Origin of the sequence: Falsiroseomonas sp. (genome assembly GCF_051859025.1) — a bacterium.
GTDB lineage: Bacteria > Pseudomonadota > Alphaproteobacteria > Acetobacterales > Acetobacteraceae > Falsiroseomonas.
On the sequence record NZ_JBHYGL010000023.1, the window covers coordinates 86,309 to 112,299 of the forward strand.

21 protein-coding genes are annotated in these 25,991 nt (G+C 70.0%); 16 read left to right on the forward strand and 5 right to left on the reverse strand.

The window, feature by feature from the left end; translation table 11 throughout:
* The first annotated feature begins 1 nt into the window (after position 1).
* From ACTIE5_RS18590 to ACTIE5_RS18615, 6 genes are all read left to right on the forward strand, one after another.
* A complete protein-coding gene (locus ACTIE5_RS18590; RefSeq protein ID WP_439551203.1) occupies positions 2-1,201 on the forward strand; it encodes an NAD(P)/FAD-dependent oxidoreductase in 1,200 nt (399 codons plus the stop codon).
* Positions 1,202-1,284: 83 nt separating this feature from the next.
* Entirely contained in the window at positions 1,285-2,847 is a 1,563-nt protein-coding gene (locus ACTIE5_RS18595) for an ABC transporter substrate-binding protein (RefSeq protein WP_439551204.1), read from the forward strand.
* A gap of 130 nt (positions 2,848-2,977) precedes the next feature.
* A complete protein-coding gene (locus ACTIE5_RS18600) occupies positions 2,978-3,919 on the forward strand; it encodes an ABC transporter permease (RefSeq protein ID WP_439551205.1) in 942 nt (313 codons plus the stop codon).
* Complete coding sequence (locus ACTIE5_RS18605) at positions 3,916-4,803, forward strand: ABC transporter permease (protein ID WP_439551206.1); 888 nt, start codon at positions 3,916-3,918, stop codon at positions 4,801-4,803. Before ACTIE5_RS18600 ends, ACTIE5_RS18605 begins: the two co-directional genes overlap by 4 nt.
* Entirely contained in the window at positions 4,800-5,771 is a 972-nt protein-coding gene (locus tag ACTIE5_RS18610; protein ID WP_439551207.1) for an ABC transporter ATP-binding protein, read from the forward strand. The genes ACTIE5_RS18605 and ACTIE5_RS18610 overlap by 4 nt, the downstream gene beginning before the upstream one ends.
* A gap of 70 nt (positions 5,772-5,841) precedes the next feature.
* On the forward strand, positions 5,842-7,791 hold the full coding sequence (locus tag ACTIE5_RS18615; protein ID WP_439551208.1) for an FAD-dependent oxidoreductase: 1,950 nt from the start codon (positions 5,842-5,844) through the stop codon (positions 7,789-7,791).
* Between the two features lie 249 nt (positions 7,792-8,040).
* Here ACTIE5_RS18615 and ACTIE5_RS18620 read toward each other — a convergent pair whose 3' ends face one another.
* Positions 8,041-9,006, reverse strand: a complete 966-nt coding sequence (locus tag ACTIE5_RS18620) for a Bug family tripartite tricarboxylate transporter substrate binding protein (RefSeq protein ID WP_439551209.1) — start codon at positions 9,004-9,006, stop codon at positions 8,041-8,043.
* 264 nt (positions 9,007-9,270) lie between these two features.
* Between ACTIE5_RS18620 and ACTIE5_RS18625 the strand changes: the two genes are divergently transcribed.
* Complete coding sequence (locus ACTIE5_RS18625) at positions 9,271-10,617, forward strand: FAD-dependent oxidoreductase (protein ID WP_439551210.1); 1,347 nt, start codon at positions 9,271-9,273, stop codon at positions 10,615-10,617.
* Entirely contained in the window at positions 10,614-10,829 is a 216-nt protein-coding gene (locus tag ACTIE5_RS18630) for a DUF1289 domain-containing protein (protein WP_439551211.1), read from the forward strand. Before ACTIE5_RS18625 ends, ACTIE5_RS18630 begins: the two co-directional genes overlap by 4 nt.
* 74 nt (positions 10,830-10,903) lie before the next feature.
* Here the strand turns inward: ACTIE5_RS18630 and ACTIE5_RS18635 are convergent, their stop codons facing one another.
* From ACTIE5_RS18635 to ACTIE5_RS18650, 4 genes are all read right to left on the reverse strand, one after another.
* On the reverse strand, positions 10,904-11,878 hold the full coding sequence (locus ACTIE5_RS18635; RefSeq protein ID WP_439551212.1) for a Bug family tripartite tricarboxylate transporter substrate binding protein: 975 nt from the start codon (positions 11,876-11,878) through the stop codon (positions 10,904-10,906).
* 102 nt (positions 11,879-11,980) lie between these two features.
* A complete protein-coding gene (locus tag ACTIE5_RS18640; protein WP_439551213.1) occupies positions 11,981-12,679 on the reverse strand; it encodes an SDR family oxidoreductase in 699 nt (232 codons plus the stop codon).
* A gap of 64 nt (positions 12,680-12,743) precedes the next feature.
* Positions 12,744-14,108 (reverse strand): MmgE/PrpD family protein, encoded by a 1,365-nt coding sequence (locus ACTIE5_RS18645; RefSeq protein ID WP_439551214.1) that lies wholly within the window; start codon positions 14,106-14,108, stop codon positions 12,744-12,746.
* A 109-nt stretch (positions 14,109-14,217) separates the two neighbouring features.
* Positions 14,218-15,198, reverse strand: a complete 981-nt coding sequence (locus ACTIE5_RS18650) for a magnesium transporter CorA family protein (RefSeq protein WP_439551215.1) — start codon at positions 15,196-15,198, stop codon at positions 14,218-14,220.
* Between the two features lie 98 nt (positions 15,199-15,296).
* Between ACTIE5_RS18650 and ACTIE5_RS18655 the strand changes: the two genes are divergently transcribed.
* Genes ACTIE5_RS18655 through ACTIE5_RS18690 form a run of 8 tightly spaced genes read left to right on the forward strand, consistent with a single transcriptional unit; the run spans position 15,297 to position 25,988 of the window.
* Positions 15,297-16,094, forward strand: coding sequence for an IclR family transcriptional regulator (locus ACTIE5_RS18655; protein WP_439551216.1), 798 nt, complete (start codon positions 15,297-15,299; stop codon positions 16,092-16,094).
* A 13-nt stretch (positions 16,095-16,107) separates the two neighbouring features.
* Positions 16,108-19,923 (forward strand): hydantoinase B/oxoprolinase family protein, encoded by a 3,816-nt coding sequence (locus tag ACTIE5_RS18660; protein ID WP_439551217.1) that lies wholly within the window; start codon positions 16,108-16,110, stop codon positions 19,921-19,923.
* Positions 19,924-19,934: 11 nt separating this feature from the next.
* On the forward strand, positions 19,935-21,515 hold the full coding sequence (locus tag ACTIE5_RS18665; RefSeq protein WP_439551218.1) for an ABC transporter substrate-binding protein: 1,581 nt from the start codon (positions 19,935-19,937) through the stop codon (positions 21,513-21,515).
* 22 nt (positions 21,516-21,537) lie between these two features.
* Positions 21,538-22,545 (forward strand): ABC transporter permease, encoded by a 1,008-nt coding sequence (locus ACTIE5_RS18670; RefSeq protein WP_439551219.1) that lies wholly within the window; start codon positions 21,538-21,540, stop codon positions 22,543-22,545.
* Complete coding sequence (locus ACTIE5_RS18675; RefSeq protein WP_439551220.1) at positions 22,542-23,411, forward strand: ABC transporter permease; 870 nt, start codon at positions 22,542-22,544, stop codon at positions 23,409-23,411. Before ACTIE5_RS18670 ends, ACTIE5_RS18675 begins: the two co-directional genes overlap by 4 nt.
* Positions 23,408-24,400: an ABC transporter ATP-binding protein gene (locus ACTIE5_RS18680; protein WP_439551221.1), complete on the forward strand. Its 993-nt coding sequence runs from the start codon at positions 23,408-23,410 to the stop codon at positions 24,398-24,400. Before ACTIE5_RS18675 ends, ACTIE5_RS18680 begins: the two co-directional genes overlap by 4 nt.
* A complete protein-coding gene (locus ACTIE5_RS18685; protein ID WP_439551222.1) occupies positions 24,393-25,184 on the forward strand; it encodes an ATP-binding cassette domain-containing protein in 792 nt (263 codons plus the stop codon). The genes ACTIE5_RS18680 and ACTIE5_RS18685 overlap by 8 nt, the downstream gene beginning before the upstream one ends.
* Before the next feature lie 12 nt (positions 25,185-25,196).
* Positions 25,197-25,988, forward strand: a complete 792-nt coding sequence (locus tag ACTIE5_RS18690) for a fumarylacetoacetate hydrolase family protein (RefSeq protein ID WP_439551223.1) — start codon at positions 25,197-25,199, stop codon at positions 25,986-25,988.
* Positions 25,989-25,991 lie beyond the last annotated feature (3 nt).

Consider the following 25,991-nt stretch of genomic DNA (forward strand, 5'->3'; position numbering starts at 1 on the left):
GATGCAGCAGGACGCCCCCAGCGTATCCGCTTGGCCGAAGGCGCCGCGCTCTTCCGCGGCGGTCGAGGCCGACCGGATACGCTGTGTTGAAACAGAGGTACTCATCATCGGGGGCGGCGGGGCAGGGACCTCCGCCGCCCTTCACCTGGCGCTCCGCGGCGTCTCCACCATCCTGCTGGAACGCGGCCTGGTCGGTAGCCAGGCCACGGGGTCCAATTACGGCGGCGTCCGCCAGCAGGGCCGCCACCCCGCCGGCATCCCGCTCGCCATCAAGTCCCGCGCCATCTGGGCGCGGCTGCCGGAACTGACCGGCACCGACGCCGAATTCGACCCCTGCGGCCACCTGAAGCTGGCGCGGACCGAGGCCGAGGAACAGTCGCTGCTCGACTGGAACGCCATGGCCGCGGAATACGGCCTGCGCCCCCGCATGGTCGGCCGCAACGCCATCCGCGACCTGCACCCCTATTTCAGCGACACGGTCATCGCCGGCAGCCTGATGGAGGAGGATGGCACCGCCAATCCCCGCCTGCTGGCCCCCGCTTTGGCCCGCGCCGCCCGCACCGCCGGTGCCTCCATCCGCGAACACCACGCGGTCACGGCGATGGCGCATGACGGCGCGCTGTTCCATGTGACGGCCAATGGCCACGAATTCCGCGCCCCCTGGCTGCTGAACTGCGCCGGCTTCTGGGGCGGGCAGGTCGCGGCCAGCTTCGGGGAAGCCGTGCCTATCCAGGCCCTGCATCCCAACATGCTGGTGACGGAGCCGCTGCCCTACTTCCTGCGCAACAGCCTGGGCGTCGTCGGCGGTGACCTCTACCTCCGCCAGATTCCCCGCGGCAACGTCATCTTCGGCGGCGGGCATGGCGAAGGGGACGAGGATGCGCTCAGTGTCCGTCCCACGCCGGAGGCGAGTTTCGGCGCCATGCAGCGCGCCATCGCCGTGCTGCCGGCGCTGCGCGATGCCATGATCATCCGGTCCTGGTCCGGCACCGATGGGCAGTTACCCGACAAATTTCCCGTCATCGGCGCGTCGCACACGACACCCGGCCTGTTGCATGCCTTCGGCCTTTGCGGCGAAGGTTTCCAGACCGGGCCCGGCATCGGCGCCGTGCTGTCCGAACTGGTGATGGATGGCCGCACCGACGTGCCGCTGGACGCCTTCGACATCGGGCGCTTCAGGGTCCAGGATGCGGCTGCTTGAAAAAGCCCTGCCCGTCATCGGGCCTCGGGTTGAATGAACCGGCCCCGAAGGGGCCATCGACTGGGACGGGGAAGGCGAAAGCAATGCGAGGATTCAAGGCGGCGCTGCTCGGCAGCGTCATGGCGCTGGCGGCGGCCATCGGCGCGGTGCCGAACGAGGCCCAGGCGCAAGGCCAGACGCTCCGCGTCGGCATGGCCGCGCAGGATGTCGGACGGCTCGACCCGCATTTCGCCGTCTCCACCATCGACCGCGTGGTCGTGGCCTGGATGTTCAACGGCCTGGTCCGCTTCAAGCCCGGCTCCATCAACCCCGCGGAGATCGAGCCCGACCTGGCCGAGCGCTGGGAAAGCAGCGCGGATGGCAAGACCTGGACCTTCTTCCTCCGCCGTGGCGTGCAGTTCCATGGCGGCTTCGGGGAGCTGACGGCGGAAGACGTGGTCTTCAGCCTGCGGAAATCCGGCACGGCCGCCTCCTCCGCCTTCGCCGCGGATTACCGCGCCTTCCAGAATGTGGAGGCGGTGGACAGCCACACCGTCCGCATCACGCTGCGGGAAAATGTGCCGAGCATGCTCGGCATCCTGACCAATTATTCCGGCGGCTACATCGTCAGCCGTCGCGCGGTGCAGGAACGCGGCGACGCCTTCGCCCGCAACCCGATCGGCACCGGCCCCTTCGCGCTGGATCGCGTCACGCCGAACCAATCCGCCGAACTCGTCGCGCACCAGCAGTATTTCCGTGGCGCGCCGCAGCTCGGCCGCATCTCCTACCGCTTCATCCCCTCCGACGCCTCCCGCGACCTGGCCTATCAGAACCGGGAGCTGGACGTGAATTACGGCCGGGCGGACCAGACCTGGCTGAACCGCACCCGCGCGCTGCCCAACACCGTGGTCGATGTGTTCGAACCCGGTGAGCTGGCGATCCTCAACCTCAATACCCGCCAGCCCCCCTTCAACGACATCCGCATCCGCCGCGCCTTGGCCCATGCCGTGAACCGCCAGGAACTGGTCCGCTTCCGCGGCCAGGACGTGACGCGGGAAGGGCAGAGCCTGGTGCCGCGCGGCTATCTCGGCTTCTCCAACGCCACGCCGCTGCTGCCCTTCGACAGCGCCCGCGCCCGCGCCCTGCTGGCGGAGGCCGGCCACCCCAACGGCCTGACCATCCGCGTCATCCACACGCAGCTGCCGGAAATGCTGACGATGATGCAGGTGCTGCAGCAGCAGCTGCGCCGGTCCGGCATCACGCTCGATCTGCAGGTGGTGGAACACGCGACCTGGCACCAGCAGATCCGGCAGGACCTCTCGCCGCTGGTCTACTACTCCGCCGCGCGCTTCCCGGTGGCGGACATCTACCTGACGCAGTTCTACCACGGCCGCTCGCGCGTGCAGACGCCGACGGCGGTGACGAACTTCTCCCATTGCGACCAGGCCGACAGCCAGATCGATGCCGCCCGCGTCTCCACCAACCCGGAGGAACAAAACCGCCTTTGGGCGGAGGCGCAGAAGATCCTGCTGGAGAATGTCTGCGGCGTGCCGCTGCTGGAAACCCTGCTGGTCTTCGCTCGCCGCGACAATGTGGATTATGGCTATGAGCTGAAGGGCAGCATGTCCCTCGGCCCGCTCATCACCGAAGCGACCCGCATCCGGTGATGCGCATCACCTCCACCCCAACCGCCACGGCTCCCTCCCCCGCGCTTGCGGGGGGTCGCGGCACTGCCGCGACGCCGCAGGCTGGTTGGGGTGAGGGTTGCGCACACCAAGACCCGATCGCGCATACCCCATGATCGGCTTCGTCCTCCGCCGTCTCCTCGCCGCGATCCCCACGCTGATCGCGGTGCTGACTCTCGTCTTCGTCATCGTCCGCATCGTCCCCGGCGACCCCGCCCTGGTCATCCTCGGTGACCAGGCGACGCCGGAGGCGATCGCGGCACTCCGCACGCGCCTAGGCCTCGATGCCTCCCTCTGGGAACAGTATTTCCGCTTCATCACCAATGCGCTGATGGGTGATTTCGGCAACTCCATGGTGACCAACCGCCCCATCATGGCGGAGGTCGCCGCCGTGCTGCCCCACACCATCGACCTGACGGTGGCGGCGATGATCTTCGGCGTCATCGTCGGCGTTCCCGTCGGCATCTGGGCCGCGCTGCACCGCAACGGCATCATCGATGTCGGCGCGCGCATCCTTTCCCTGATCGGCCTCTCCTTCCCCGTCTTCGTCTCCGGCATTTTTCTGCTGCTGGCCTTCGCCCTGCACTGGCGGATCTTCCCCGTCATCGGCAGCGCGAATCTGGAGGATTACGGCGACCGCCTGCACAAGCTCATCCTGCCCGCCATCACCCTCGGCCTGGTCATGGCCGCCTACATCACCCGCGTGACGCGCAGCGCCATGCTGCAATCGCTGGGGGAAGATTACATCCGCACCGCCCGCGCCAAGGGCGTGCCCTGGCGGCGCGTGGTCTGGGTGCATGGGCTGCGCAACGCCTCCATCCCCATCGTCACCGTCGTAGGCCTCTATGTCGGCATCCTGCTCGGCAATTCCGTGCTGACGGAGATCGTCTTCAACCGGCCCGGCCTCGGCAAGATCATCGTCGGCGCGCTGAACCAGCGGGACTACACGATGCTCCAGGGCCTCATGGTCATCTACTGCTTCCTCATCGTGGTGGTGAACCTCGTCACCGACCTGCTCTACGGAATCCTCGACCCGCGGGTGAAGCAGGCATGAGCGCGTCCGACACGACGGCAGAACTCGTCGCCCCCGCCGCCATCCCCGCCTGGAAGCGGGCGCTTGGCAAGGCGCGCAGCAACCCCACCACGCTCGCCGGCGCGCTGATCTGCCTCGCGATCCTCCTCGCCGCGGTGCTCTCCCCCTGGCTCGCCCCCTATGACCCGGCGGAGCAGGACATCATCAACCGCCTCCAGCCGCCCTCCGCCGAATACTGGCTCGGCACCGACCAGTTCGGGCGCGACATCCTGAGCCGCCTCATGTGGGGCGCGCGCATCTCGCTCACCGTCTCGCTCGGCGCCATCGCGGCCGCCATGGTCATCGGCGGCGCCATCGGCCTGGTCTCCGGCTATATCGGCGGCAAGTTCGACCTGTTCGTGATGCAGGTGATGGACGTGCTGCTGTCCTTCCCCTCGCTCATCCTCGGCCTCATCGTCGTGGCGCTGCTGGGGCCGGAGCTGGAGAATTTGGTCGTCGCCATCGCGCTGACCGCCATCGCCCCCTTCGCCCGCGTGGCGCGCGCCCCCACCATGGCGCTGAAGGAACGCGCCTTCGTGGAGGCCGGCCGCGCGCTCGGCTTCAGCCACACGCGCATCCTGTTCCGCCACATCCTGCCGAACATATTGTCGGAGGTGATGGTGATGGGCACGCTCTGGCTGGCCACCGCCGTGCGCGTCGAAGCCTCGCTCTCCTTCATCGGCCTCGGCGTGAAGCCCCCCACCCCCACCTGGGGCGGCATGACGCGCGACGGGTTCGAGAACATCCTCGATGCCCCCTGGCTCGCCATCTTCCCCGGCATCGCCATCCTGCTGCTGGTGCTCGGCCTCAACATGGTCGGCGACGGCCTGCGCGACGCCACCGATCCGAAGCTGAGGAACGAATGAGCCCGGTCCTCGAAGTCACGAACCTCCGCAAGCACTTCGTCTCCCGCAAGGGCTTCCCGACGCCGAAGACCGTCACCGTCCGCGCGGTGGAGGACATCTCCTTCACCATCAATGCGGGGGAGGCCTTTGGCCTGGTCGGTGAATCCGGCTGCGGCAAATCCACCGCCGCCCGCGCGCTGCTCCGCCTGATCGAACCTGACGGCGGCAGCGTCCGCTGGAAAGGGGAGGACGTTCTTGCCGCCCGCGGCCCGGCGCTGAAGGCGCTCCGCCGCCGCATGCAGATCGTCTTCCAGGACCCCTATTCCTCCCTCGACCCGCGCCAATCCATCGGTTCCGCCCTGGTCGAGCCCATGCATGTCCACGGCATCGCCGAAGGCGCGGAAGCCCGCCGCCGCGCCGGCGCGCTGCTGGAGGAGGTGGGCCTCCCCGCCGCCGCCCTCGACCGCTTCCCGCATGAATTCAGCGGCGGCCAGCGCCAGCGCATCGGCATCGCCCGCGCGCTGACGGTGGAGCCGGAACTCATCGTCGCCGACGAACCCGTCTCCGCCCTCGATGTCTCCGTCCAGGCGCAGGTCCTCCTGCTCATGCAGGAACTCCGCAAGCGCCGGGGCCTGTCATTCCTGTTCGTCAGCCACGACCTCAGCGTCATCCGCTGGTTCTGCGACCGCGTCGCGGTGATGTATCTCGGCCGCATCGTGGAGGAAGGGCCGGCGGCCCGGGTCCTGGCCAACCCCTTGCACCCCTACGCCCAGATGCTGCGCGATGCCTCGCCCATCCCGGACCCGTCGCGCCGCGGCATCCTGCCGCGCATCATCGGGGAGATTCCGAGCGCGGCGAACCCACCCCCCGGCTGCCCCTTCCACCCCCGCTGCATCCACGCCATGCCGCAATGCTCCCGCGACATGCCCGCCTGGACCAGCGCGGAGGGGCAGAACCAGGGCGGCGTCGCCTGCCACCTGCACGGCTGAACGCACCGCCGCCGGATTGCCACCCACCCTCGCGCCCGGCATCGTCCTGCCTGTCCAGGACAGAACAACGATGCCCAGCACGCTCTTCACCCCCATCACCCTCGCCGGTCGCGTCCTGCGCAACCGCATCGCCTATGCGGCCATGTCCACCCGCTTCCCCTCCGGCGGCCGGGTCACCGACACGCTGGTGAACCACCTGGCCGCCCGCGCCGCCGGCGGTGCCGCGATGGTCATCACGGAAGCCCTCTGCGCCGCGCCCTCCGCCGCCACTTCCGTCCGCATCGCCGCCTATGATGATTCCACGCGCCCGGGGCTGGAGAAGCTCGCCGCCGCCATCGCCCGCCACGGCGCGCTGCCGATCGGCCAGCTCTGGCATGGCGGCAGCGCCCATCACGGCGCGCGGGGCCTCGATTCCGTCGGTGCCTCCGCCGTCGCGGACGGCATGTCCTGGACCGTCCCCCGCACGCTGACGGCCACCGAGATCGAAGGCCTCATCGAGGATTACGCCGAGACCGCCCACCGCCTGCTCCGCGCCGGCTTCGCGGGGGTGGAGGTCTCCGCCGCCCACGGGTTCCTGCCCCTCCAGTTCCTCTCCCCCGTCACCAACCGCCGCACGGATGATTGGGGCGGTGATGTCACGGGCCGCACCCGCTTCACGCGGGAGATCATCCGCGCCATCCGCGCCCGCTGCGGCGACGGCTTCATCGCGGCCCTCAAGATGCCCGCGCATGATTTCGTCCCCGGCTCCATCGACCAGGCGGAGGCCGCGCGCCTGGTCGCCGCCATTGTCGCCGATGCGCCCCCGGATGTGCTGACCTTCAGCCAGGGCAGCCACGCCCATGGCTGGGCGCTGCACCGCCATGCGCCGGACATGCACGAACCCGTTGCCCCCTATCGCGATCTGGTCGCGGCCATGCGCGACGCCGCCGGCCCTGTCCCCATCGGTTTCATTGGCCGCGTCCCCACGCCCGCCCTCGCCGAGGAATTGCTCGGCGACGGCACCGCCGACCTCATCATGCTGGCCCGCCCCCTGCTGGCCGATCCCTTCTGGCCCGCCAAGGCGGAAGGCGGCCACGAAGCCGCCATCACCCCCTGCATCCACTGCAACACCTGCTGGGGAGAGATCCATCGCGGCGCCGCCATCGCGTGCTCCGTGAACCCGCATGTCGGCACCCCCCGCGATGCCGCCCCCGCCGTCCCCCGCGCGCCCGTTGCCAAGCGCGTCGTGGTGGTCGGCGCCGGCATGGCGGGCCTGCAGGCCGCGACGGCGGCGGCGGAGCGCGGCCATGCCGTCACGCTGCTCGGCACCGGCCAAGGCGGCGCCGCGGCGCTGCATGCCAGCCTGCCCGGCTGCGCCGACATTGCCGCCGCCATCGCCCAATCCGTGAAACGCGCCGAGGCCGCCGGCGTCACGCTGCGTCTCGGCGCGCCAGCCACGCCGGCGGATATCCTGGCACTCCGCCCCGATGCCGCGATCCTCGCCACCGGCGCCACCATGGTCCCGCCCCCCGGCTTCACGGACCAGGACGGCACCGCCCTCGATATCCGCGCCGCCAGCGCGGCCCTGCTGGCCGACCCCGCGCGCCGCGGATCGCTGGCGGTGATCTTCGACATGGACGCCACCCCCGGCGCCTATGACGCCACCCTGCTGATCGCGTCCCGCTACGACCGCGTGATGCTGGTGACACCGCGGGAGGTGATCGCGCGGGACAGCCCGGTCCTGACCATGCAGGCCATCCATCGCCGCCTGGCCGCCGCCAAGGTCTGGATCATGACCTGCCAGGAACCCATCCGCCTGGCCCGCGGCGCCCTCACGCTCCGCCATCTGCTGACGGGCGCGGAGATGGAGATCCCCGGCGTCAGCCTCTTCGCCCACGCCACCCCCCGCGCGCCTAACGACGCCCTGCTGGCGCCGCTGACCGCCGCCGGGGTGAAGGTGAGGGCGGTGGGCGACGCCCTCGCGCCCCGCCTGATGATGTCCGCGGTGCGGGAAGGGCAGGCGGCGGGGGAGGCCGCCTGACCGCCTCTCTCGCGTCGCACCCGAAAAGCCCTCCCCCCCTGCGGGGGGGAGAGGGTCGGGTGAGGGGGGCAGCAGCACCAAGCCCCCCGCCAGAGACTTAGGTATTATTTCCTTGCGATGCGCCGTGGCGCTGGCCTATGGTCACCCCACCACGCGCCACATCTGCGCCCGCCACCCCCCGGATATTCCCTGAACGCCTGCTCAGCGAATCCCGGGGCCACCGGATGCACTTCCAGACCGCGCGTTCAGCTAATCCGCCCGCGCGCCCGACAGCTCCACCGCCCGCTTCCACTTCTCCAACTCCCGCCGATGGAAGGCCGTCGTCGTCGCGGGATCGCTGCCCACCACCGTCGCGCCCAGATCCAGCAACCGGTCCCGCACCTGCGGCCGGTTGAGCGAAATGCGGATCTCCGCCGACAGACGCTCGATGAAGGGCGCCGGCGTGCCCGTCGGCGCGAAGAAGATCACCCAGGCCGCGGCATCGAAGCCCGGCACGGTTTCCGACACCGCCGGCACATCCGGAATCTTCGGCGACCGCTCGGCGGAGGTCACGCCGATCGCCCGCAACTGCCCGCCGGACAGGAAGCCGGGGAGGGAGGGCAACCCCTCCACCGCCACCTGCACCTCGTTCTGCATCACCGCCTGCACGGCCTGCGTCCCGCCGCGGAAGGGCACATGCACCATGTCGATGCCCGTCGCCGCGCGCAGCAACTCCACCGCCAGATGCGCCGTCGATCCGGCGCCGGAGGACCCGTAGTTCAACGCCCCCGGCCTGGCCCGCGCCGCCGCCACCAGATCGGCGATGCTGCGGATCGGGCCGTTCGGGTTCACCACCACGACCTGCGGGAAGGACACGGTATGCGCCACCGCCACGAAATCCCGCGTGGCGTCATAGGGCAGGGTGCGGAACAGGAAGGGATTGATGCCCATCGTGCCGGGGGAACCCACCAGCAGCGTCTGCCCATCCGGCCGCGACCGCGCCACGAACTCCGTGCCGATATTCCCGGAAGCGCCGGTCCGGTTGTCCACCAGGAATTGCTGGCCCAGCCGCTCCGACAGATCCTGCGTCACCAGGCGCGCCACGACATCGGTCGCCGACCCGGCAGTGAACGGGTTCACCAGCCGCACCGGGCGGTCCGGCCAGGGCGTCTGCGCCCCGGCGCCCTTCAGCGCGGGCAGGGCAAGGCTGGCGGCAAGCAGGCTGCGTCGGAACATGGTCAAGGCACCCCCGGTTGGCGGCGCCAACTCCGCGGTCTGCGGGCGCCGCTGTCAAGCACTTCGCAACCCCGCCGATGGGCGGGGCGTCAGCACGACAGCAATTAGATCAGTCAGATAGCGCCAACAGATCGGTGGGGAAGGCTCCGCCTTCCCCACACCCCATCCGCCCAAGGGACCGCTGGGGCCGAACCGGCCCTGGACCGTCTCGAATCAAGCCACCCCGCCTTCACAGCACCCGCAACCCGCGCGATGGTCCCACCCATGAAAACCCACGACGTTCTCGTCGCCGGCGCCGGCGCCGCCGGCCTGGTCGCCGCCCTCGCCGCGGCCGAACGCGGCGCCCGCGTGCTCCTGCTCGATTCCGGCCAACCCTCCACATTCGCCACCTCCGGCGGCCTCTTCTCCGCCCCCGGCACACGCTGGCAACGCGAAGCCGGCATCGAGGACAGTGCCGACCTATTCATCGCCGATGTCCGCGCCAAGAACGGCGATACCGTCCCCGAACAACTGCTCCGCACCGTTGCTGAACAGGCGGCCGCCACGGCGGAATTCATCGACGGCCCCGCCGGCGTGCCACTCCACCTCCACATCACCACCAACTGGCCAGGCCACGCGGTGAAACGCCTGCACGCCACGGCCGGCGAAAGCGGCACCGAATTCAACACCCTGCTCCGCGCCGCGCTCGCCCGCTTCCCCACCATCACCTTCATGGACGGCGCCGAAGTCACCGCCCTGCTGCCCGGCATCACCGGCGCCACCTTCACGCATGACGGCACCACCCACCATGCGGAGGCCGGCGCCACCATCCTCGCCACCGGCGGCTATGGCGGCGCGCCGGACCTGCTGGCCCGCTTCGCACCCCCCGCCCGCCACGCCGTCCATGCCGGCGGCGCCGGCTCCACCGGCTTCGGCGTCCGCGCCGTGGCCGAACTGGGGGCGGAGATGCAATGCATGGACGCCTACCAGGGCCAGCCCCACGTCTCGCCCCACCTGATCGGGACGGTGCGCCCCCGCTACGGCGCCTCCCTCCCGGCGCTCGGCTCCGTCATGGTCAACCGCGAAGCCCGCCGCTTCTGCGCGGAAGACATGGGCCCGTCGGAGATGACCGGCGTCCTCCTCTCCCAGCCCGAGGGCCGCGCAGTCGAGATCTGGGACGAACACGCCCAGGCCGCCGCCCAGGCCGGCGGCCCCTTCCGCCGCGCCGTCGAACTCGGCGCCATGAAGCGGTTCGAGACGGTGGCCGCCATGGCCGCCCATTTCGGCCTGCCCGAATCCGTGCTGGCCGAAACCCTGTCCCACGCCGCCGCCTGCGCGGCGGGACAGGCCACGGACCCCTTCGGCCGCCGCAACTGGAAGGCCCCGATCGCCGCGCCCTTCTTCGCGGCGGAGATCACCGGCGCGCTCGCCCACACCCAGGGCGGCGCCCGGGTGGACCAGGTCGCCCGCGTGCTGCGCCCGGACGGCACCGCCATCCCCCGGCTTTTCGCCGCCGGTGGCGTCGCCTGCGGCATCAGCGGCACCGGCACCGCGGGCTACATCCCCGGCAACGGCCTGGCGCAGAGCTTCGTGCTCGGCTTCCTCGCCGGCCGCGCGGCGGCGGGCGCGTGACGGCGGAAAGCCCCTGCATCCAGGTCTGCGTGCTGGACCGCCTGACCGGCCACTGCATCGGCTGCGGCCGAACGGGGGAGGAGATCGGCGCCTGGTCCCTGCTGCCAGAGGCCGCGCAACGCCACCTGCTGGCCCTGCTGCCCGCCCGCCTGGCGGCGCTGGAGGCCCGCGGCCTGCGCGCCGACCTCTCGCCGCGCCTGCCGAGGGCCTGAAAACGGTGCTAAAAGTGCTAAACGGGGTTAGTCGGGTTAGCGACTAAAATGCCACAGTCGGCGTCGGGCGGAATTCACTCCGCCCGGATGTTGAACCGCCGGACCACCTCGGCATAGCGGGCGGCGTCGTCGCGGATGGCGGCGGCCAGCACCTCCGGCGCCTCATCGGTCGCCTCCACACCCAGGCCCGCAAAGCGCTCCGCCAGGTCAGGCCGCTTCGCCGCGGCGCGGCTGGCGGCGTTGATCCGGGCAATGATGGCGGGGTCCGTGCCCGCCGGCGCCACCAGCCCGTGCCAACCGACGGAGGTGATGGCGCCGAGGCCGAGTTCGCCCAGCGTCGGCACGTCCGGCAGCGCCTTGGTGCGGGCATCGGCGCTGACCACCAGGCCCCGCAGCCGCCCGCCGCGGACATGGTCCGTGACCGCGCCGATATTGATCATGACGCCCTGCAGCTGCCCCGCCATCAGGTCGTTCACCGCCAGCGCCCCGCCGCGATAGGGCACATGGGTCCAGCTGCTATCCGCGGCGCGGGAGAGTTGTTCGAGCAGGAGATGCGCCAGGCTGCCATTGCCCGGCGTGCCCACCGCCGGCGGCTCCCGCCGCGAGAGCGCGAACCACTCGCCGAAATCCTTGGCGGGATGGTCGGCGCGGACGACAAGGATCTGCGGCACGCGCACGGTGCGATGCACCGCCGCGAAGCCCAGCGGATCATAGGTCAGCCGCGGCGTCAGCGCCCCGGTGATGGACAGCGTGTCGGACCCCGCCAGCAGCGTGTAGCCATCCGAAGCGGCGCGCGCCGCGGCCGCATAGCCGATATTGGACCCGCCGCCCGGCAGGTTCTCGACCGTGATGGACTGGCCCAGCGCCTCCCCGATCGCCCGCGCCGACAGCCGCGCGACGATGTCCTGGCTGCCGCCGGGCGCCACGGGGACGATCAGGCGGATGGTCCGCTCTGGCCACCCCTGGGCGCGGGCCAAGCGCGGCGCGCAGAGGCCCGCGACGGCGAGCCCGAGCAGGGAGCGGCGGCGAAGGGCGGGAATGGCGGTCATGGGTCGGGAATCCTCTGCCGGCCCAAATCACGCCGGGATCCCGCAGATACATACTGCGGTCGTGGAAATCAAGAACGCCGCAAACAACGACGTTGAATCGGGTTATTCGGCGTAGATCATCTTCCGCGTCATGCCCCCATCCACCACGAACTCCGCCCCGGTCACGAAGCCGGCTTCCGGGCCGATCAGCCACGCCACCAGCCCCGCTACATCCTCCACGGTGCCGACGCGCCCGGCGGGGTGCTGGGCATGGTCCTCCGCCCGCAGCGGCTCCCCCCTGGTCGCGATCCAGCCCGGGCTCACGCAATTCACCCGGATGGCGGGGCCGAGGCTGATGGCCAGCGCATGGGTCAGCGCGACCAGGCCACCCTTGGAGGCCGCATAGGCCTCGGTCTCCGGCTCCGACTGCCGCGCGCGGGTGGAGGCGATGGTGACGATCGCGCCGCCCTGCCTTCGCAGCAGTGGCGCCGAGGCGCGGGCCAGCAGGAAGGCGGCGGTCAGGTTGGTGCGGATCACCCGGTCCCAGTCACCCGGCGCCAGTTCATCGAGAGGAGCACGCTTCATCATGCCCGCATTGCTGACCACGGCATCGAGCCGCCCTTCGGTGGCCTCGATCCCCGCCACCACGGCGGACACCGCATCGGGGTCGCCCACATCCGCCCGCACCATCCGCGCGGGCCCTGGCGATGCCTCGGCCAGGTCCACGCCGACCACGCGAAATCCGTCTCGCGCCAGGCGTTCCACGATCCCGCGGCCGATGCCGCGCGCCGCTCCCGTCACCAGCGCCACGCGATCCGTCATGCCATGCCCCCTCGATGCCGGCGCGCAACGCGGGGCGCCGGCATCGGTTCAGGCGGCCCCGGATTCAGGCCGCCCTGGCCCGCGCCAGCAGGGGCACGCGGCCGGGCAAAACATGGCCGCGCGTCAGCAGGTCGAGCAGCGTCTCCGCCGGCGGCCCGCCGACGACCGGCACGGCCAACTCCCGGAACTTCGCCGCCAGGTCCGCATCCGTCAGCGGCGCGTCCGGGTCGCCCTTCCGGGTCGGCTGGAAATGCTCCAGCACCCGCCCATCCGCCAGCGTCACGCGCAGCCTGGCCGCCCGCCGGCCGGGATAGGCGCCGGCCAGTTCGGGGTCGAGGCTGACGGTCACGCGCGGCATGATCGCCCGGATGCGCGGGTCCGCCAGCCGTTCCGGCGTGAAGGCCGCGACGCGAACGCCGCCCAGCACCAGCAGGGCGGAGGCGCAGTATTGCAGGCTGAACCGTGCCTGCTGCTCGGTCGAGACCTCCGGCCGGTCGCAGATGTCCTTGGTGGGGCCGTAGCCGCCGACATGGATCGCCGCGACGTCATCCGGCCCGAAGCCATGCGTGGCCCGCAGCGCGTCGATCCCGTCCAGCGCCGCGAAGATGTGCCCGCAGCAGCCATGGTTCTTGAAGGTGATGCCGGTGATCAGCGGCGTTGCCTCGCCGAGCCCCGCCAGCGCCCGGTCCCATTCGCCCGCATTCTCGCTGGTCGCGGCCGCGAAGCCGACCGGCCCGTGCAGCACATCCAGCGCGCCCGTCACGCCGCCGGATGCCGCGAGCGCCGCCAGCGCGCCCGCTTCCGCCGCATGGCCGGGATGCATGGGCTTCGACATGCCTTCCCCCCGGAAGGCCTGCTGCAGCCCACCGGCCATGGTCGCGGCCGTGGCGATCGCATGCGCCATCCGCGTGGCATCGAGGCCGAGCACCACGCCCGTGGAAACGGCCGCGCAGATCGTGCCGACCGTGCCGGTGATGTGCCAGTTGCGGTAATGGCTGGGCTGGATCGCAAGCCCGATGCGACCACCGACCTCATACCCCGCCACCACGGCGCGCAGCAGCGTGTCCATGGACGCGCCCCGCGCCTGCGCGGTGGCCAGCGCGGCGGCGATGGTGGGGCCGCCGGGATGCAACCCGCTGTCGCGGTGGATGTCGTCGAATTCAACGACATGGCTCGCCACCGCGTTCAGCAGCGCGGCGTGGCGGATGCCCGCGGCTTCGCCATCCCCGTAGCAGATCGCGCCGCCGGCGCCGCGTTCCGTCGCCAGCGCCGCGGCCAGCAGCGTCGCCGGCGGCTGCAGGCAGCCCGGCAGGATGGCGGCGAACCAGTCGACCAGCGCGCGTCTGGCGTGATGCGCGACATCATCGGGCAGGGGCGCCAGGCGCCACGCCGCGGCGTAGTCGGCCAGGCGGATCAGGGGGTTTTCCATGGCGGTCTCCTCTGCGCCCAGGCTAGCCCGTCACGCCACGCGCTGGAACACCGCCGCCACGTCGCGCCCGGCCAGGGTGCGGTGCGCCCGGAAGCCGCCAGCGCCATCGCTACAGCCAGCCGCTCCGCCGGAAGAGCCAATAGGGCAGCACGGCCGACGCCACCATCAGCCCCAGCGCCATGGGATAGCCGAAGACCCATTTCAGCTCTGGCATCGCCTCGAAGTTCATCCCGTACACCGTGCCGACCAGCGTCGGCGGCAGGAACAGGACGGAGGCGATGGTGAAGACGCGGATGATGCGGTTCTGCTCCGCATTGGTCAGGCCGAACAGGGCCTCCAGCACGAAGGAGAGTTCGTTGGAAAGCTGCGCATCGAACTCCGCCAGCGCGCGCACGTCGCCTTCCATGGAGGCCAGGCGCCGCAGCGCGGATTCCGGCAGCGCTGCCGCGGCATTCTGGCGGAAGAAGGCCAGCATGCGGCCGAGCCCCAGCAGGCTTTCCCGCAGCCGTGCCACCAGCGCGTTGATGCGGCCAAGCCGCTTGACGAGGACGCGGGGATCGATGGCGCGGCGGCGGCCCTTCCGATCCGCATCGGCGAAGGCTTCGGCGGAAACACGCTCGAGGTCCACCTGCGCGCCGTCCAGCAGCGCCGCCGCGCGATCGATGATCGTCTCCACCAGCGCGAGGAAGACCGTCTCCGGCATCTCCCGCACCGCGGGTTCGCGCCGGCATTTCTGCACGAAGGCACGGAAGGGCAGGGGGTCCGCATCCCGCACCGTGACGAGGAGCGATGACGTCAGCACGAAGGTCACATCCGCCGCGACCGGGCGCTTGCCCTCCGACACGCCGGCCACCACCGCCGCCGTCATCACCAGCGCGCCATCCTCGACATAAAGCCTGGCGCTTTCGCCGATGGCGGCAGCCTCCGCCCGCGTCGGGATGTCGAGGCCGACGAGGCGCTCCACCGCAGATTCCTCCTGCGCCGAGGGACTCTGCAGGTCGAGCCACAGCGCGCCCAGGGGCAGGGATCCCGTTGGGGCGTCTTCCTCCACATGCAGGTGGCCGTCACGGACGGAGAAGGTGCGGAGCATCGGTGCAGCATAGCCGCACCACGGGGCGGCGAAAGGTGGTTGACGCGGCGCCGTGGCGGGGCCTAGCGTTCCGTATCCCGCAACTTTGGTTCCATTTTATGGAACTTCTGCCGAAGGCGGCCCTGGTGACGATCCTCGATGGCGCGGCGCAGGTCCTGCGCTGCTACGGCGCCGATTGCACGGAACTCACGGTGACCGACCTCGTCGGCCGCCTCGGCTGGCCGAAAAGCAATGCGTCGCGCCTGCTGCGGGCGATGCGCGACGCGGGGCTGCTGGAGAATGTCGGCGACAGCAAGCGCTACCGGCCCGGCCTGCTGCTGGTGGATGTCGCGCGCGCCTATCGCCGATCATCATCCCTGATCGATCGCGCCGATGCGGTGGTGGCGGAAGTCTCCGCGGCCTGCGGCCATACCGGCTACGTGACGCTGCGCGCGGGGCTGGAGGTGACGGCGGTGACGGACCACCAGGGCAGCAATGCGCTGCGCGTCTCCTCCTCCATCGGCCGCCGCCTGCCCGCCTTCGCCAGCGCCACCGGCCGCAGCCTGCTGGCCCGCCTGCCCGATGCCGAGATAAGGCGCCTCCACGCCGCCGGCTTCGAACCGCCATCGCCCAGCGCCCCGCAGGATATCGAGGATCTGTTGCGGCGCATCGCGGAGGTGCGGCGCCGCGGCTACGCGACATCGCATGACGAAGCCAATCGCGGCGTCGGCGCCATCGCCGTGGCGGTGGCGGAGCCCGAGACGGCGGAGGTCGTCAGCCTCTGCATCTCCTACCCCGCTGCCACCACGGACGCGGCGGAACGACGCACCATCGCCCGTGCCCTGCTGGAAGGGGCGGCGCGCATTGGCGCCATCACCGGCGATGCCGCGCACCTGCCCGCCAAGCGTAGCGCCTGAAGGAAGAACGAGCATGGACACCGCACGCTGGCGCATCGGCTTCGATATCGGCGGCACCTTCACCGACTTCGTGCTGGTGGACGCGCAGGACGGCCAGGTGACACTGCACAAGCGCCTGACGACGCCACATGACCCCGCCGAGGCCGCGCTGCTGGGCCTTGAGGAACTGGTCGCGATGCGCGGTATTGCGCTGCCCGATGTGAGCGAGATCGTCCACGGCACCACGCTGGTGACGAATGCGATCATCGAACGGCGTGGCGCGAAGCTCGGCCTGATCACCACCGATGGTTTCCGCGACATCCTGGAGATGGGCACGGAGCAGCGCTACGATATCTACGACCTGTTCCTGCAATTCCCGCAGCCGCTGGTGTCGCGCGATCTGCGCCTTGAGGTCGCGGAGCGGATCGATGCGCAGGGCGGCATCGTGACCCCGCTGGATGCGGCGGCGGTGGAGGCCGCTTCGGATGCGCTGGTCGCTGCGGGCTGCCAGGCGATCGCGGTGGCCTTCCTGCACGCCTACGCCAACCCGGCGCATGAGCGTGAGGCCGCGGCGCTGATCCGGGCGCGGCATCCCGGGCTTGCCGTGTCGCTGTCCTCCGGCGTGGTGGCGGAGATGGGCGAGTACCAGCGGATCGTCACCACCTGCGCCAATGCCTATGTGCAGCCGCTGATGCAGGGCTACCTCGCGCGCCTGCACGGCGCGCTGGTGGCGCGCCACTATGACGGGCCGCTGCGGCTGATGCATTCGGCGGGTGGCCTCGTGTCGCTCGACACCGCAAGGGAAGTCCCGATCCGGCTGCTGGAAAGCGGGCCGGCGGGCGGCGGGTTGGCAACGGCGCTGTTCGGCGCGCTGGCCGGCAAGGCGGATGTCATCAGCTTCGACATGGGCGGCACCACCGCCAAGGCCTGCATGATCGAGGATGGTCGCGCGGAAGTGGCGCCGATGCTGGAAGCCGCGCGGCTGCAACGCTTCACGCGCGGGTCGGGCCTGCCGATCAAGGCACCGGCGATCGAGATGATCGAGATCGGCGCCGGTGGCGGTTCCATCGCCGCGATCGATGAGGTCGGCCTGCTGAAGGTCGGGCCGCATTCCGCCGGATCGGACCCTGGCCCCGCCTGCTACGGCATGGGCGGCGCCAGGCCGACCGTGACGGATGCGAACCTCGTGCTGGGCTACTACGATCCCAGCTTCTTCCTCGGCGGTCGCATGAAGCTGGACCTGGAGGCGGCGCGCCGCGCGGTGGCGACGGTGGCGACGCCACTCGGCCTGTCCATCGAGGAAGCGGCCTGGGGCATCCACAAGGTCGTGGTGGAAAGCATGGCCGCCGCCGCCCGCGTGCATCTGGTGGAGAAGGGCAAGGACCCGCGCCACTACGCCATGGTGGGCTTCGGCGGCGCAGGCCCCGCGCATGCCGCCGACGTGGCGCGCGCGATGGGGGTGACTGAGGTGATCATCCCTCCCGCTTCCGGTGCGGCCTCCGCGCTCGGCTTCCTCGCCGCGCCGCTGTCCTTCGACGGCGTGCGCAGCCTGCGCTGCGAGTTCCGCGACGGCTTCGACAGCGATGCGATCAACGCGCTGCTGGCGGCGCTGGAGGATGAGGGCCGCGCGCGCCTGGCCGAAGCCGGGATTGCGCCCGGCGATGTGATGGTGGAACGCAGCGCCGATATGCGCCTCGTCGGCCAGATGCACGACATCAGCGTGAAGCTCCCCGCCGGCCACATCGATGCCAGCGCGCTACCCGCGATCCGCGACAGCTTCGCCCGCACCTATTCCGCCCGTTACACGATGGTGCCCGATGGCGCGCGGATCGAGGCGGTGAATTTCCGCGTCCGTTCCGCGGGACCGACTCCCACGCTGCCGCTGGCCGGTGCTGCCGGCGGCGCGGCGACCGCGCACCTCAAGGGCCGGCGCCGCGCCTGGTTCGCCGAGGGTTCGACCGACGCCACGGTGCATGACCGCTATGCGCTGCGCCCCGGCGATATCGTCGAAGGCCCCGCCATCATCGAGGAGCGGGAATCCACGACGATCATCGCGCCGGGCGATCGCGTGACGGTGGATGAAAGCCTCAACCTGCGCATCGCCGTCGCACAACCCAGGGCTGCTGCCGCGCTGGTGACGGCGACGATGGACCGGGTGGAGGCCGTTCGCCGCATCGCCGCCGATCCCATCGGGCTCGAGATCATGTGGTCCCGGCTGGTCAACGTCGTCGAGGAGATGTGGCTGACGGTCTGCCGCACCGCCTTCTCCCTGGTCATCTCCGAAAGCCAGGATTTCGCCTGCGAATTGCTGGACCATCGCGGGGAGCCGCTGGCCCACAGCCCGCGCGCCATGCCGGTCTTCAACCTGACGCTGCCGCGCGCGGTGAAGGCGCTGCTGGAACGCTACCCCGCGGAGACGCTGAAGCCTGGCGACGTGCTGGTGACGAATGATCCCTGGCTCTGCGCCGGGCATCTGTTCGACATCGCCGTGGTAACGCCGGTGTTCCGCCAGGGGGTGCTGGTGGGGCTGATGGGCACGGTCGGCCATGTCTCCGACATCGGCGGCACCAAGGATTCCATGCGGGCGCGGGAGATCTATGAGGAAGGCTTCCAGATCCCGCCGATGAAGTTGGTGGAAGCGGGCCGGCCGAACGAGACCCTGTTCCGGCTGCTGGCCGAGAATGTCCGCAATGGCGACCAGGTTGTGGGCGACGTGAATTCCTTCATCACGGCCAATGCCATCGGCGCGGACCGTTTGCTCGCCTTTATGGATGATTACGGCATGGAGGAACTGGGCGCGCTGGCGGAAGTGGTGCAGGGCCTGTCGGAGAAGGCAATGCGCGACGCGATCCGCGCGCTTCCCGACGGCACCTACCGCTCCACCATCTGCAACAACCCCTTCGGCAAGCTGGTGGAATACCCCGTCTCCATCACGGTGCGGGGCGACGAGATGGTGATCGATTTCGCCGGCGCGCCGCCGCAGATGGCGCAGGGCGGGTTGAACTGCACCATGAACTACACGGCGGCGCATGCGACCTATCCGCTGAAATGCATGCTCACCCCCGGCGTGCGCGGCAATGCCGGCTGCTACCGTCCCTTCACGGTGCTGGCGCCGGAAGGATCGATCCTGAACTGCACCAGGCCCGCATCGGTGAACATCCGCACGCGCACGGGCTGGTACCTGGCGCCGGTGATCTTTCGCGCGCTGGAGGATGCGGCGCCGCGCCAGGTGCAGGCCTTCACGGGCCTCGCGGTCGCGGCCACGATCTACGGCCAGGATTCGTCGGGTCGCTTCTACTCCGACATGCTGTTCTGCGGCGGCGGACAGGGCGGGTCGGATCGTGGCGACGGGCTTTCGACCATGCTCTGGCCGACCTCGGCCTCCAACACCTCCATCGAGTTGCTGGAAAGCCGCGTGCCGGTGCTGGTGATGAGTAAGCGCTTCGATGCCGATAGCGGCGGCGCCGGGCGCCATCGCGGCGGGTTGGGGCAGAGCGTGCGGCTGCGCAAGCTGCTGGATGACGGCAGGCCGACGCTGGTTTCCGTCTATCCCGAGGGCGTGCGCAACCCCATTCCCGGCCTGGCCGGTGGCGCAGCCGGCGGCAGCGCGATGGGACAGGTGCTGGACGCGAAGGGGAATCAGGTGCGTGATTGCGGCACCGGGCAGTTGGTGGAACTGACGCGCACGGATGAGATCGTGGAACTGACGCTCGCGGGCGGCGCCGGTTATGGCGACCCGGCGGAGCGGGATCAGGCGCTGCTGGCGCGGGATGTGGCCATGGGCTTCGTCTCCGCGGCAGCGGCGCGGCGTGACTACGGGCAGGCGATGGCGGCGGAAACAGCCGCGTGAAGGAGATGGGCATGACGAACCGGATTTCGGCTGCGCTTTCGCGGCGCGCCTTGCTGGCAACGGCGGCGGGTGGGCTGGGTGCGCTGGCATTGCCGGATGGCGCCTTCGCGCAGCAGGGCGGGCGGCGCATCCTGGTGATCGCGTCCAACCAGGACATCCCGAACTTCGATCCGCATCTGGCGACTGGCTATTCCGCCAGCATGCTGCTGCGGAACACCTATGACAGCCTGGTGCGGGTGGAGGGCAATCCGCCGCGCCCGGTGCCACACCTCGCCGCGTCCTGGACTGTCTCCGCAGATGGCCTGGTCTACGACTTCAAGCTGGACCCCGCGGCGAAGTTCCAGGATGGCAGCGCGGTGACCGCGGAGGATGTGGTCTATTCCTTCCATCGCCTCATTCGCCTCAACCGCGGCAATGCCTGGATGATCCAGGGCGTGGTGACGCCGGAGGGTGTGACGGCGGTGGATGCCGGCACGGTGCGCTTCACGTTGGCTAAGCCCTTCTCGGCCTTCCTGCAGGTGCTGCCCTGGGCCTGGATCGTGTCGAAGAAGCAGGTCGAGGCGAACCTTGGCAGCGATGACGGCCAGACCTTCCTGCGCTCCAACCTCGCATCCTCCGGCCCCTTCCGCGTGCGGCGCGCGGAGGCCGGGAACCTTTATGAGCTGGAACGCCTGGCGAATGCCTGGAAGCCCGGCGGCGGCAACCTGACCGGCGCCATCTGGCGCATCGTGCGGGAGACGGCGACGCAGCGCCTTCAGCTGCAGCGCGGCGAGGTGCAGATCGCCGTCGACCTGACGAGCGAGGACATGGACGCGCTGCGCGACCGCCCCGGCATCGTCCGCGTGATCGAGCCGGAGTACCGCACCTTCTCCATCAAGCTGAACACCCGGCACGGTCCGCTGATGGATGTGGAGCTGCGCAAGGCCATCAGCTACGCGACCAACTACCAGGCCATCGCCGATGCGGCGGGGTATGCTGACCTGATGATCGGCCCGCTGCCCAACGGCATCCTTGGCCATAATCCCGAACTTGCCGTCTATCGCACGGATCTCGCCAAGGCGCGGGAACATCTGGCGCGGTCGCGCAGCCCGAATGGCGGCATCAAGCTGACCATGGTGCATGTGGCAGGGCTGGACCAGCAGCGGCGCTGGGCGCTCATCATGCTCGACAGCCTCAAGCAGCTGAACATCGAACTGGAAATTCGCCCGATGAACTGGCCGGACATGGTCGCGGCCTGCCGGTCGCCGGAGACTTTCCCGGACCTGTTCCCGGTCTATCAGACCGCGAATTACGGCGACCCCGACAATATCGCCTTTGCCGCTTACCATTCGTCGCGCAACGGCAATTGGCAGAACGCGGTCTACAACAGCCGCGAGGTCGATGCGCTGATCGAGGCCGGGCGGTCGGAGCCGGATGAGGCGAAGCGCATCGCCATCTACCGCCAGTTCCAGGAGAAGGTGGTGGCGGATGCGCCCGACATCTTCGGCGTGCTGGAACGGCGCAAGCTGGCGCTGCGCGACAATGTCCAGGGCTTCCGCTTCGTCCCCGTCGCGTCCAACGCGATCGAGGTCGCGGGGCTTTCCCTGCGATGAGGCGCGCGGCAGGGAGCATCGCATGATCCGCTTCCTGCTGCGGCGCCTGCTGCTGACGGTGCCGGTGCTGGTCGGGCTCACGGCACTCGTCTTCATCATCGGCCGGATGCTGCCGGGGGATCCGGTGGCGCTGGCCGCCGGGCCGAATGCGAGTGCTGCGGAGATCGCCGATGTCGCGCGCGAATTCGGCCTGGACCGGCCGCTACTGACGCAATACGGCAGCTACCTGTCGGGCCTCATGCGCGGCGATTTCGGTGTCTCCATCTTCACGCGCCGGCCGGTGGCGGAGGACCTTGCGGCCTTCCTGCCGGCGACGCTTGAACTGGTCTTCGCCGCGATGTTCATCGCGGTTGCGATCGGCCTGCCGATGGGCCTGGCAACGGCGGTGTGGCGGGATCGCTGGCCGGACGCGGTCTCCCGCGTCGCAGCACTCGGCGCCATTTCCATGCCGCGCTTCTTCCTGGGCCTGCTGCTGCAACTCGGCCTTGCCATGTGGCTGGGCTGGCTGCCGCTGTCCGGCCGCTTCCCGATCACGGAGGATCCGCCGCCCTGGGTGACAGGCTTCCTTACCATCGATGCGCTCGTCGCCGGTGACAGCTATGCCTTCGGCGTCGCCTGCCAGCATCTGCTGCTGCCGGCGCTCGCCATGTCGCTGTCGCCGCTCGCGACCATCATGCGGATGATGCGGGCCTCGACGCTGGAGGTGCTGCAACAGGATTATGTGCTGACGGAACGCGCGCTCGGCCTCTCGCGATCGCTGATCCTGTTCAAATATGTCAGCCGCAACGCCGTGGCGGCGACGCTCACCGTGATCGGCCTGTATTTCGGCTGGCTGCTCGGCGGCACGGTGCTGGTCGAGACGGTGTTCGACTGGCCGGGGATCGGGCTCTATGCGACGAAGTCCGTGGTGTCGCAGGACTTCATGCCGGTGATCGGCGTCACGCTCGTTATCGGCACCATCTTCGTCTTCGCCAATCTGCTCGTCGATGTGATGCAGGGCCTGGTGAACCCGCGGGTGCGCGTGGAATGAGCGCGACCGTCGCGCCGCGCCAGGCCTTCCGCCGCGCGGCCTACCGCTTCACGCGCAGCTGGCTGTCCGTGCTCGGCCTGGTGATGGTGGCGGGGCTGCTGCTGCTGGCGGTCGCGGGGCCCTGGCTGGCGCCCTTTCCGGATCACGTGGCGGGCAGCGTGAACACCGCCGCGCGCTTCCGCCCGCCATCGCTGGCGCATCCCTTCGGCACGAATGAAGTCGGGCAGGATGTGCTCTCCCTCGTCATGGCCGGCGCGCGCGTTTCCATCGTCGCGGGGCTCGCGGTGGTTATGCTCGGCACGCTGGTCGGCACCGTGATCGGCGCCATCGCGGGCTATGCGGGGGGATGGGTGGATGAGGTGCTGATGCGCCTGGCCGACCTCAAGCTGACGATCCCCGGGCTGATGCTGGCGATGGCAGTTGCCGCCGCGCTCGGTGCCGGCATGGCGAACATGGTCTTCGCCATCGCGCTGTCCTGGTGGCCCGGCTATGCGCGCCTGGTCCGCGCCGAAGTGATGGCGAGGAAGGAGGAGATGTTCGTCACCGCCGCGCGCGCCATCGGCGCCAGCGGCACGCGCATCCTGTTCCGCCATATCCTGCCGAATGTCGCGACGCCGGTGATCGTGAAGATGTCGCTCGACATGGGTTTCGCGATCCTGACGGTCGCCTCGCTCGGCTTCATCGGCATCGGCGTGCGGCCGCCGACGCCGGAATGGGGGGCGATGCTTTCCGTCGCACGCGGCTACATGCCGGATTTCTGGTGGATGGCGCTGGCGCCGGGCATGGCGATCTTCGTCGCAGTCTTCGGCTTCAACCTGCTGGGCGATGGGCTGCGCGACCTGTTCGACCCCAAGGCGCGGCGATGACGGCGTTGCTGGAGATCCAGGGCCTGCATCTCGGCATGCAGTCCTTCGATGGGGAAGCGCATGTCCTCAACGGCATCGACCTGACCATCCGGCGCGGAGAGGTCTGGGGCGTGGTGGGGGAGACGGGCTGCGGCAAGTCGCTGACCGGCCTTTCCGTCTCCCGCCTCGTCCCCACGCCGCCGGCACGCTACCGGGCCGGCCGCATCCTGTTCGAGGGGCAGGACGTGCTCGCGCTGCCGGAGGGCGAGTTGCGGAAGCTGCGCGGCCGGCGTATCGGCATGATCTTCCAGGACCCCACGACGAACCTCAATCCCAGCTTTCGCATCGGCGACCAGCTTGTGGATGTTGCTCTCGCTGCCGCGCGGCACAGCGATGACATCCTGGGCGCGAAGCCGTCGCGCCGTGCGGCACGGGAATTGGCGGCGGCGATGCTGGACAAGGTCGGCATCCCCAACGCGGCATCGCGGCTCGATGATTATCCGCACCAGTTCTCCGGCGGCATGCGCCAGCGCGTGCTGATCGCGATGGCGCTGATCGGCCGTCCCTCGCTCCTCATCGCGGACGAACCCACCACGGCGCTGGATGTCTCGGTCCAGGCGCAGGTCCTGGCGCTGCTGAAGGGCATGGTGGCGGAGACGGGGATGGCGGTGATGCTCATCACCCACAACCTCGGCGTGGTGGCGCAGAGCTGCACGCATGTCGCGGTGATGTATGCCGGCAACATCGTGGAATCCGGCCGCGTGGCGCAGGTGATCCGCGCGCCGCGGCACCCCTATACCCAGGCGCTGCTGGCGGCGATCCCGACGCGGCATGTGGTGCGCGGTGCGCTTCAGGGCCTGGCCGGCAGCGTGCCGGATCTGCTGGCGCCGCCACCAGGCTGCCGCTTCGCACCGCGCTGCGCTCTTGCTCGGGCGGAATGCGCGGTGCTGCCCCGGAGCAGAACGGTGGAGGAGGGGCACCGCGTGGCCTGCGTGCTCGCCGATGCTTGAGATCGAGGGCCTGACCAAGGTTTTCGTCCGTGCCGGCCTGCTGCGACGCACGCCGCCGGTGACGGCGCTGAGCGACGTCTCGCTTTCCGTCGCGAAGGGCGAGAGCTTCGGCCTGGTCGGTGAATCCGGTTCCGGTAAATCGACGCTGGCGCGCTGCATCCTACGCCTCGATCAGCCCAGCAGCGGCCGCATCCTGTTCGAGGGCGAGGACATGGCGCGCCTGACGCCCGCCGCCATGCGGCACCTCCGCGCCCGCATCCAGGTGGTGTGGCAGGACCCCTATGCCTCGCTCAACCCGCGCATGTCGGTGCATGACATCGTGACGGAGCCGCTGGTCGTGCATCGCGCGGCCATCGGCCTCGATTCGCGCGGGCGGACGGAACGGGCTGCGCACATCCTGGCGCAGGTGGGGCTCGGCCCGCAGCACCTGCACCGCTACCCCCATGAATTCAGCGGTGGCCAGCGGCAGCGCATCGGCATCGCGCGGGCCCTGGTGACGGAACCGTCGCTGCTGCTGCTGGATGAACCGACCAGTGCGCTGGATGTCTCCGTCCAGGCGCAGGTGCTGAACCTGCTGGTGGACCTCCAGGCCAGGCTCGGCCTGACCTACTTCTTCATCAGCCACGATCTTTCCGTCATCCGCTACATCTGCGACCGTGTCGCCCTGCTGCACCGGGGCGTGATCGTCGAACAGGGGTCGACCGCCGCGATCTTCGATGCCCCGCAACACGCAATCACGCGCACCCTGCTGGCGGCGATGCCGGAGGTGGTGGTGCCGGGCTGAAAGGGCCAGGGAATGAAGCTGCTGAGGTTCTCGACTGGGGGCGCCGCGCGCTACGGGCTGCTGGAAGGGGCGGAGGTCGTCGCCCTGCCGGCGGAGACGATGGCCGAAGCCATGGCCTGCACCGACGCCAACGGCCCGCGCTACCGGCTTTCCGCCATCACGCTGCTGAACCCTCTGCCCGATGCGCGGCTGTTCTGCATCGGCCTCAACTACCCGAAACCGCACCCGCTGGGGGGCGAGGTGAAGGGGCCGGCCAACATCTCCTACTTCCTGAAGCACCAGGCGGCCCTCGTCGGGCCCGGCCAGGCACTGCGGCTGCCTGGCGTGTCGGAGCAGTTCGACTATGAATGCGAACTGGCCGTGGTGATCGGCCGCGGCGGCCATCGCATCGCGGAAGCGGATGCGATGGATCATGTCGGCGGCTACACTATCCTGAACGATGGATCGGTGCGCGACTGGCAGGCGCACAGCGTCACCGCCGGCAAGAACTTTTTCGAATCTGGCAGCATCGGGCCCTGGGTCGTGACCTCCGACGAGGTTTCTGAGTGGCAGGACCTCACGCTGCGCACGCGGCTCAACGGGAAGGTGGTGCAGGACAGCAAGGCGGGGGCGATGTTCTTCGGCATCCCCGCGCTGATCGCCTACCTCTCTACCATCACGCCGCTGCTGCCTGGTGACGTGATCGCGACCGGTTCGCCGGAAGGCACCGGCGCCACGCAGAAGCCGCCGCGTTTCCTCCGCAGCGGCGATGCCCTGGAATTCGAGGTCGATGCCATCGGCGTGCTGCGCAACGCGGTGGGGTAGCCG

Excerpts from the sequence above, each read along its gene's own strand:
- ACTIE5_RS18590 (WP_439551203.1), top strand. The coding sequence starts at position 2 with ATGCAGCAGGACGCCCCCAGCGTATCCGCTTGGCCGAAGGCGCCGCGC.
- ACTIE5_RS18595 (WP_439551204.1), top strand. The coding sequence starts at position 1,285 with ATGCGAGGATTCAAGGCGGCGCTGCTCGGCAGCGTCATGGCGCTGGCG.
- ACTIE5_RS18600 (WP_439551205.1), top strand. The coding sequence starts at position 2,978 with ATGATCGGCTTCGTCCTCCGCCGTCTCCTCGCCGCGATCCCCACGCTG.
- ACTIE5_RS18605 (WP_439551206.1), top strand. The coding sequence starts at position 3,916 with ATGAGCGCGTCCGACACGACGGCAGAACTCGTCGCCCCCGCCGCCATC.
- ACTIE5_RS18610 (WP_439551207.1), top strand. The coding sequence starts at position 4,800 with ATGAGCCCGGTCCTCGAAGTCACGAACCTCCGCAAGCACTTCGTCTCC.
- ACTIE5_RS18615 (WP_439551208.1), top strand. The coding sequence starts at position 5,842 with ATGCCCAGCACGCTCTTCACCCCCATCACCCTCGCCGGTCGCGTCCTG.
- ACTIE5_RS18620 (WP_439551209.1), bottom strand. The coding sequence starts at position 9,006 with ATGTTCCGACGCAGCCTGCTTGCCGCCAGCCTTGCCCTGCCCGCGCTG.
- ACTIE5_RS18625 (WP_439551210.1), top strand. The coding sequence starts at position 9,271 with ATGAAAACCCACGACGTTCTCGTCGCCGGCGCCGGCGCCGCCGGCCTG.
- ACTIE5_RS18635 (WP_439551212.1), bottom strand. The coding sequence starts at position 11,878 with ATGACCGCCATTCCCGCCCTTCGCCGCCGCTCCCTGCTCGGGCTCGCC.
- ACTIE5_RS18640 (WP_439551213.1), bottom strand. The coding sequence starts at position 12,679 with ATGACGGATCGCGTGGCGCTGGTGACGGGAGCGGCGCGCGGCATCGGC.
- ACTIE5_RS18645 (WP_439551214.1), bottom strand. The coding sequence starts at position 14,108 with ATGGAAAACCCCCTGATCCGCCTGGCCGACTACGCCGCGGCGTGGCGC.
- ACTIE5_RS18650 (WP_439551215.1), bottom strand. The coding sequence starts at position 15,198 with ATGCTCCGCACCTTCTCCGTCCGTGACGGCCACCTGCATGTGGAGGAA.
- ACTIE5_RS18655 (WP_439551216.1), top strand. The coding sequence starts at position 15,297 with ATGGAACTTCTGCCGAAGGCGGCCCTGGTGACGATCCTCGATGGCGCG.
- ACTIE5_RS18660 (WP_439551217.1), top strand. The coding sequence starts at position 16,108 with ATGGACACCGCACGCTGGCGCATCGGCTTCGATATCGGCGGCACCTTC.
- ACTIE5_RS18665 (WP_439551218.1), top strand. The coding sequence starts at position 19,935 with ATGACGAACCGGATTTCGGCTGCGCTTTCGCGGCGCGCCTTGCTGGCA.
- ACTIE5_RS18670 (WP_439551219.1), top strand. The coding sequence starts at position 21,538 with ATGATCCGCTTCCTGCTGCGGCGCCTGCTGCTGACGGTGCCGGTGCTG.
- ACTIE5_RS18675 (WP_439551220.1), top strand. The coding sequence starts at position 22,542 with ATGAGCGCGACCGTCGCGCCGCGCCAGGCCTTCCGCCGCGCGGCCTAC.
- ACTIE5_RS18680 (WP_439551221.1), top strand. The coding sequence starts at position 23,408 with ATGACGGCGTTGCTGGAGATCCAGGGCCTGCATCTCGGCATGCAGTCC.
- ACTIE5_RS18685 (WP_439551222.1), top strand. The coding sequence starts at position 24,393 with ATGCTTGAGATCGAGGGCCTGACCAAGGTTTTCGTCCGTGCCGGCCTG.
- ACTIE5_RS18690 (WP_439551223.1), top strand. The coding sequence starts at position 25,197 with ATGAAGCTGCTGAGGTTCTCGACTGGGGGCGCCGCGCGCTACGGGCTG.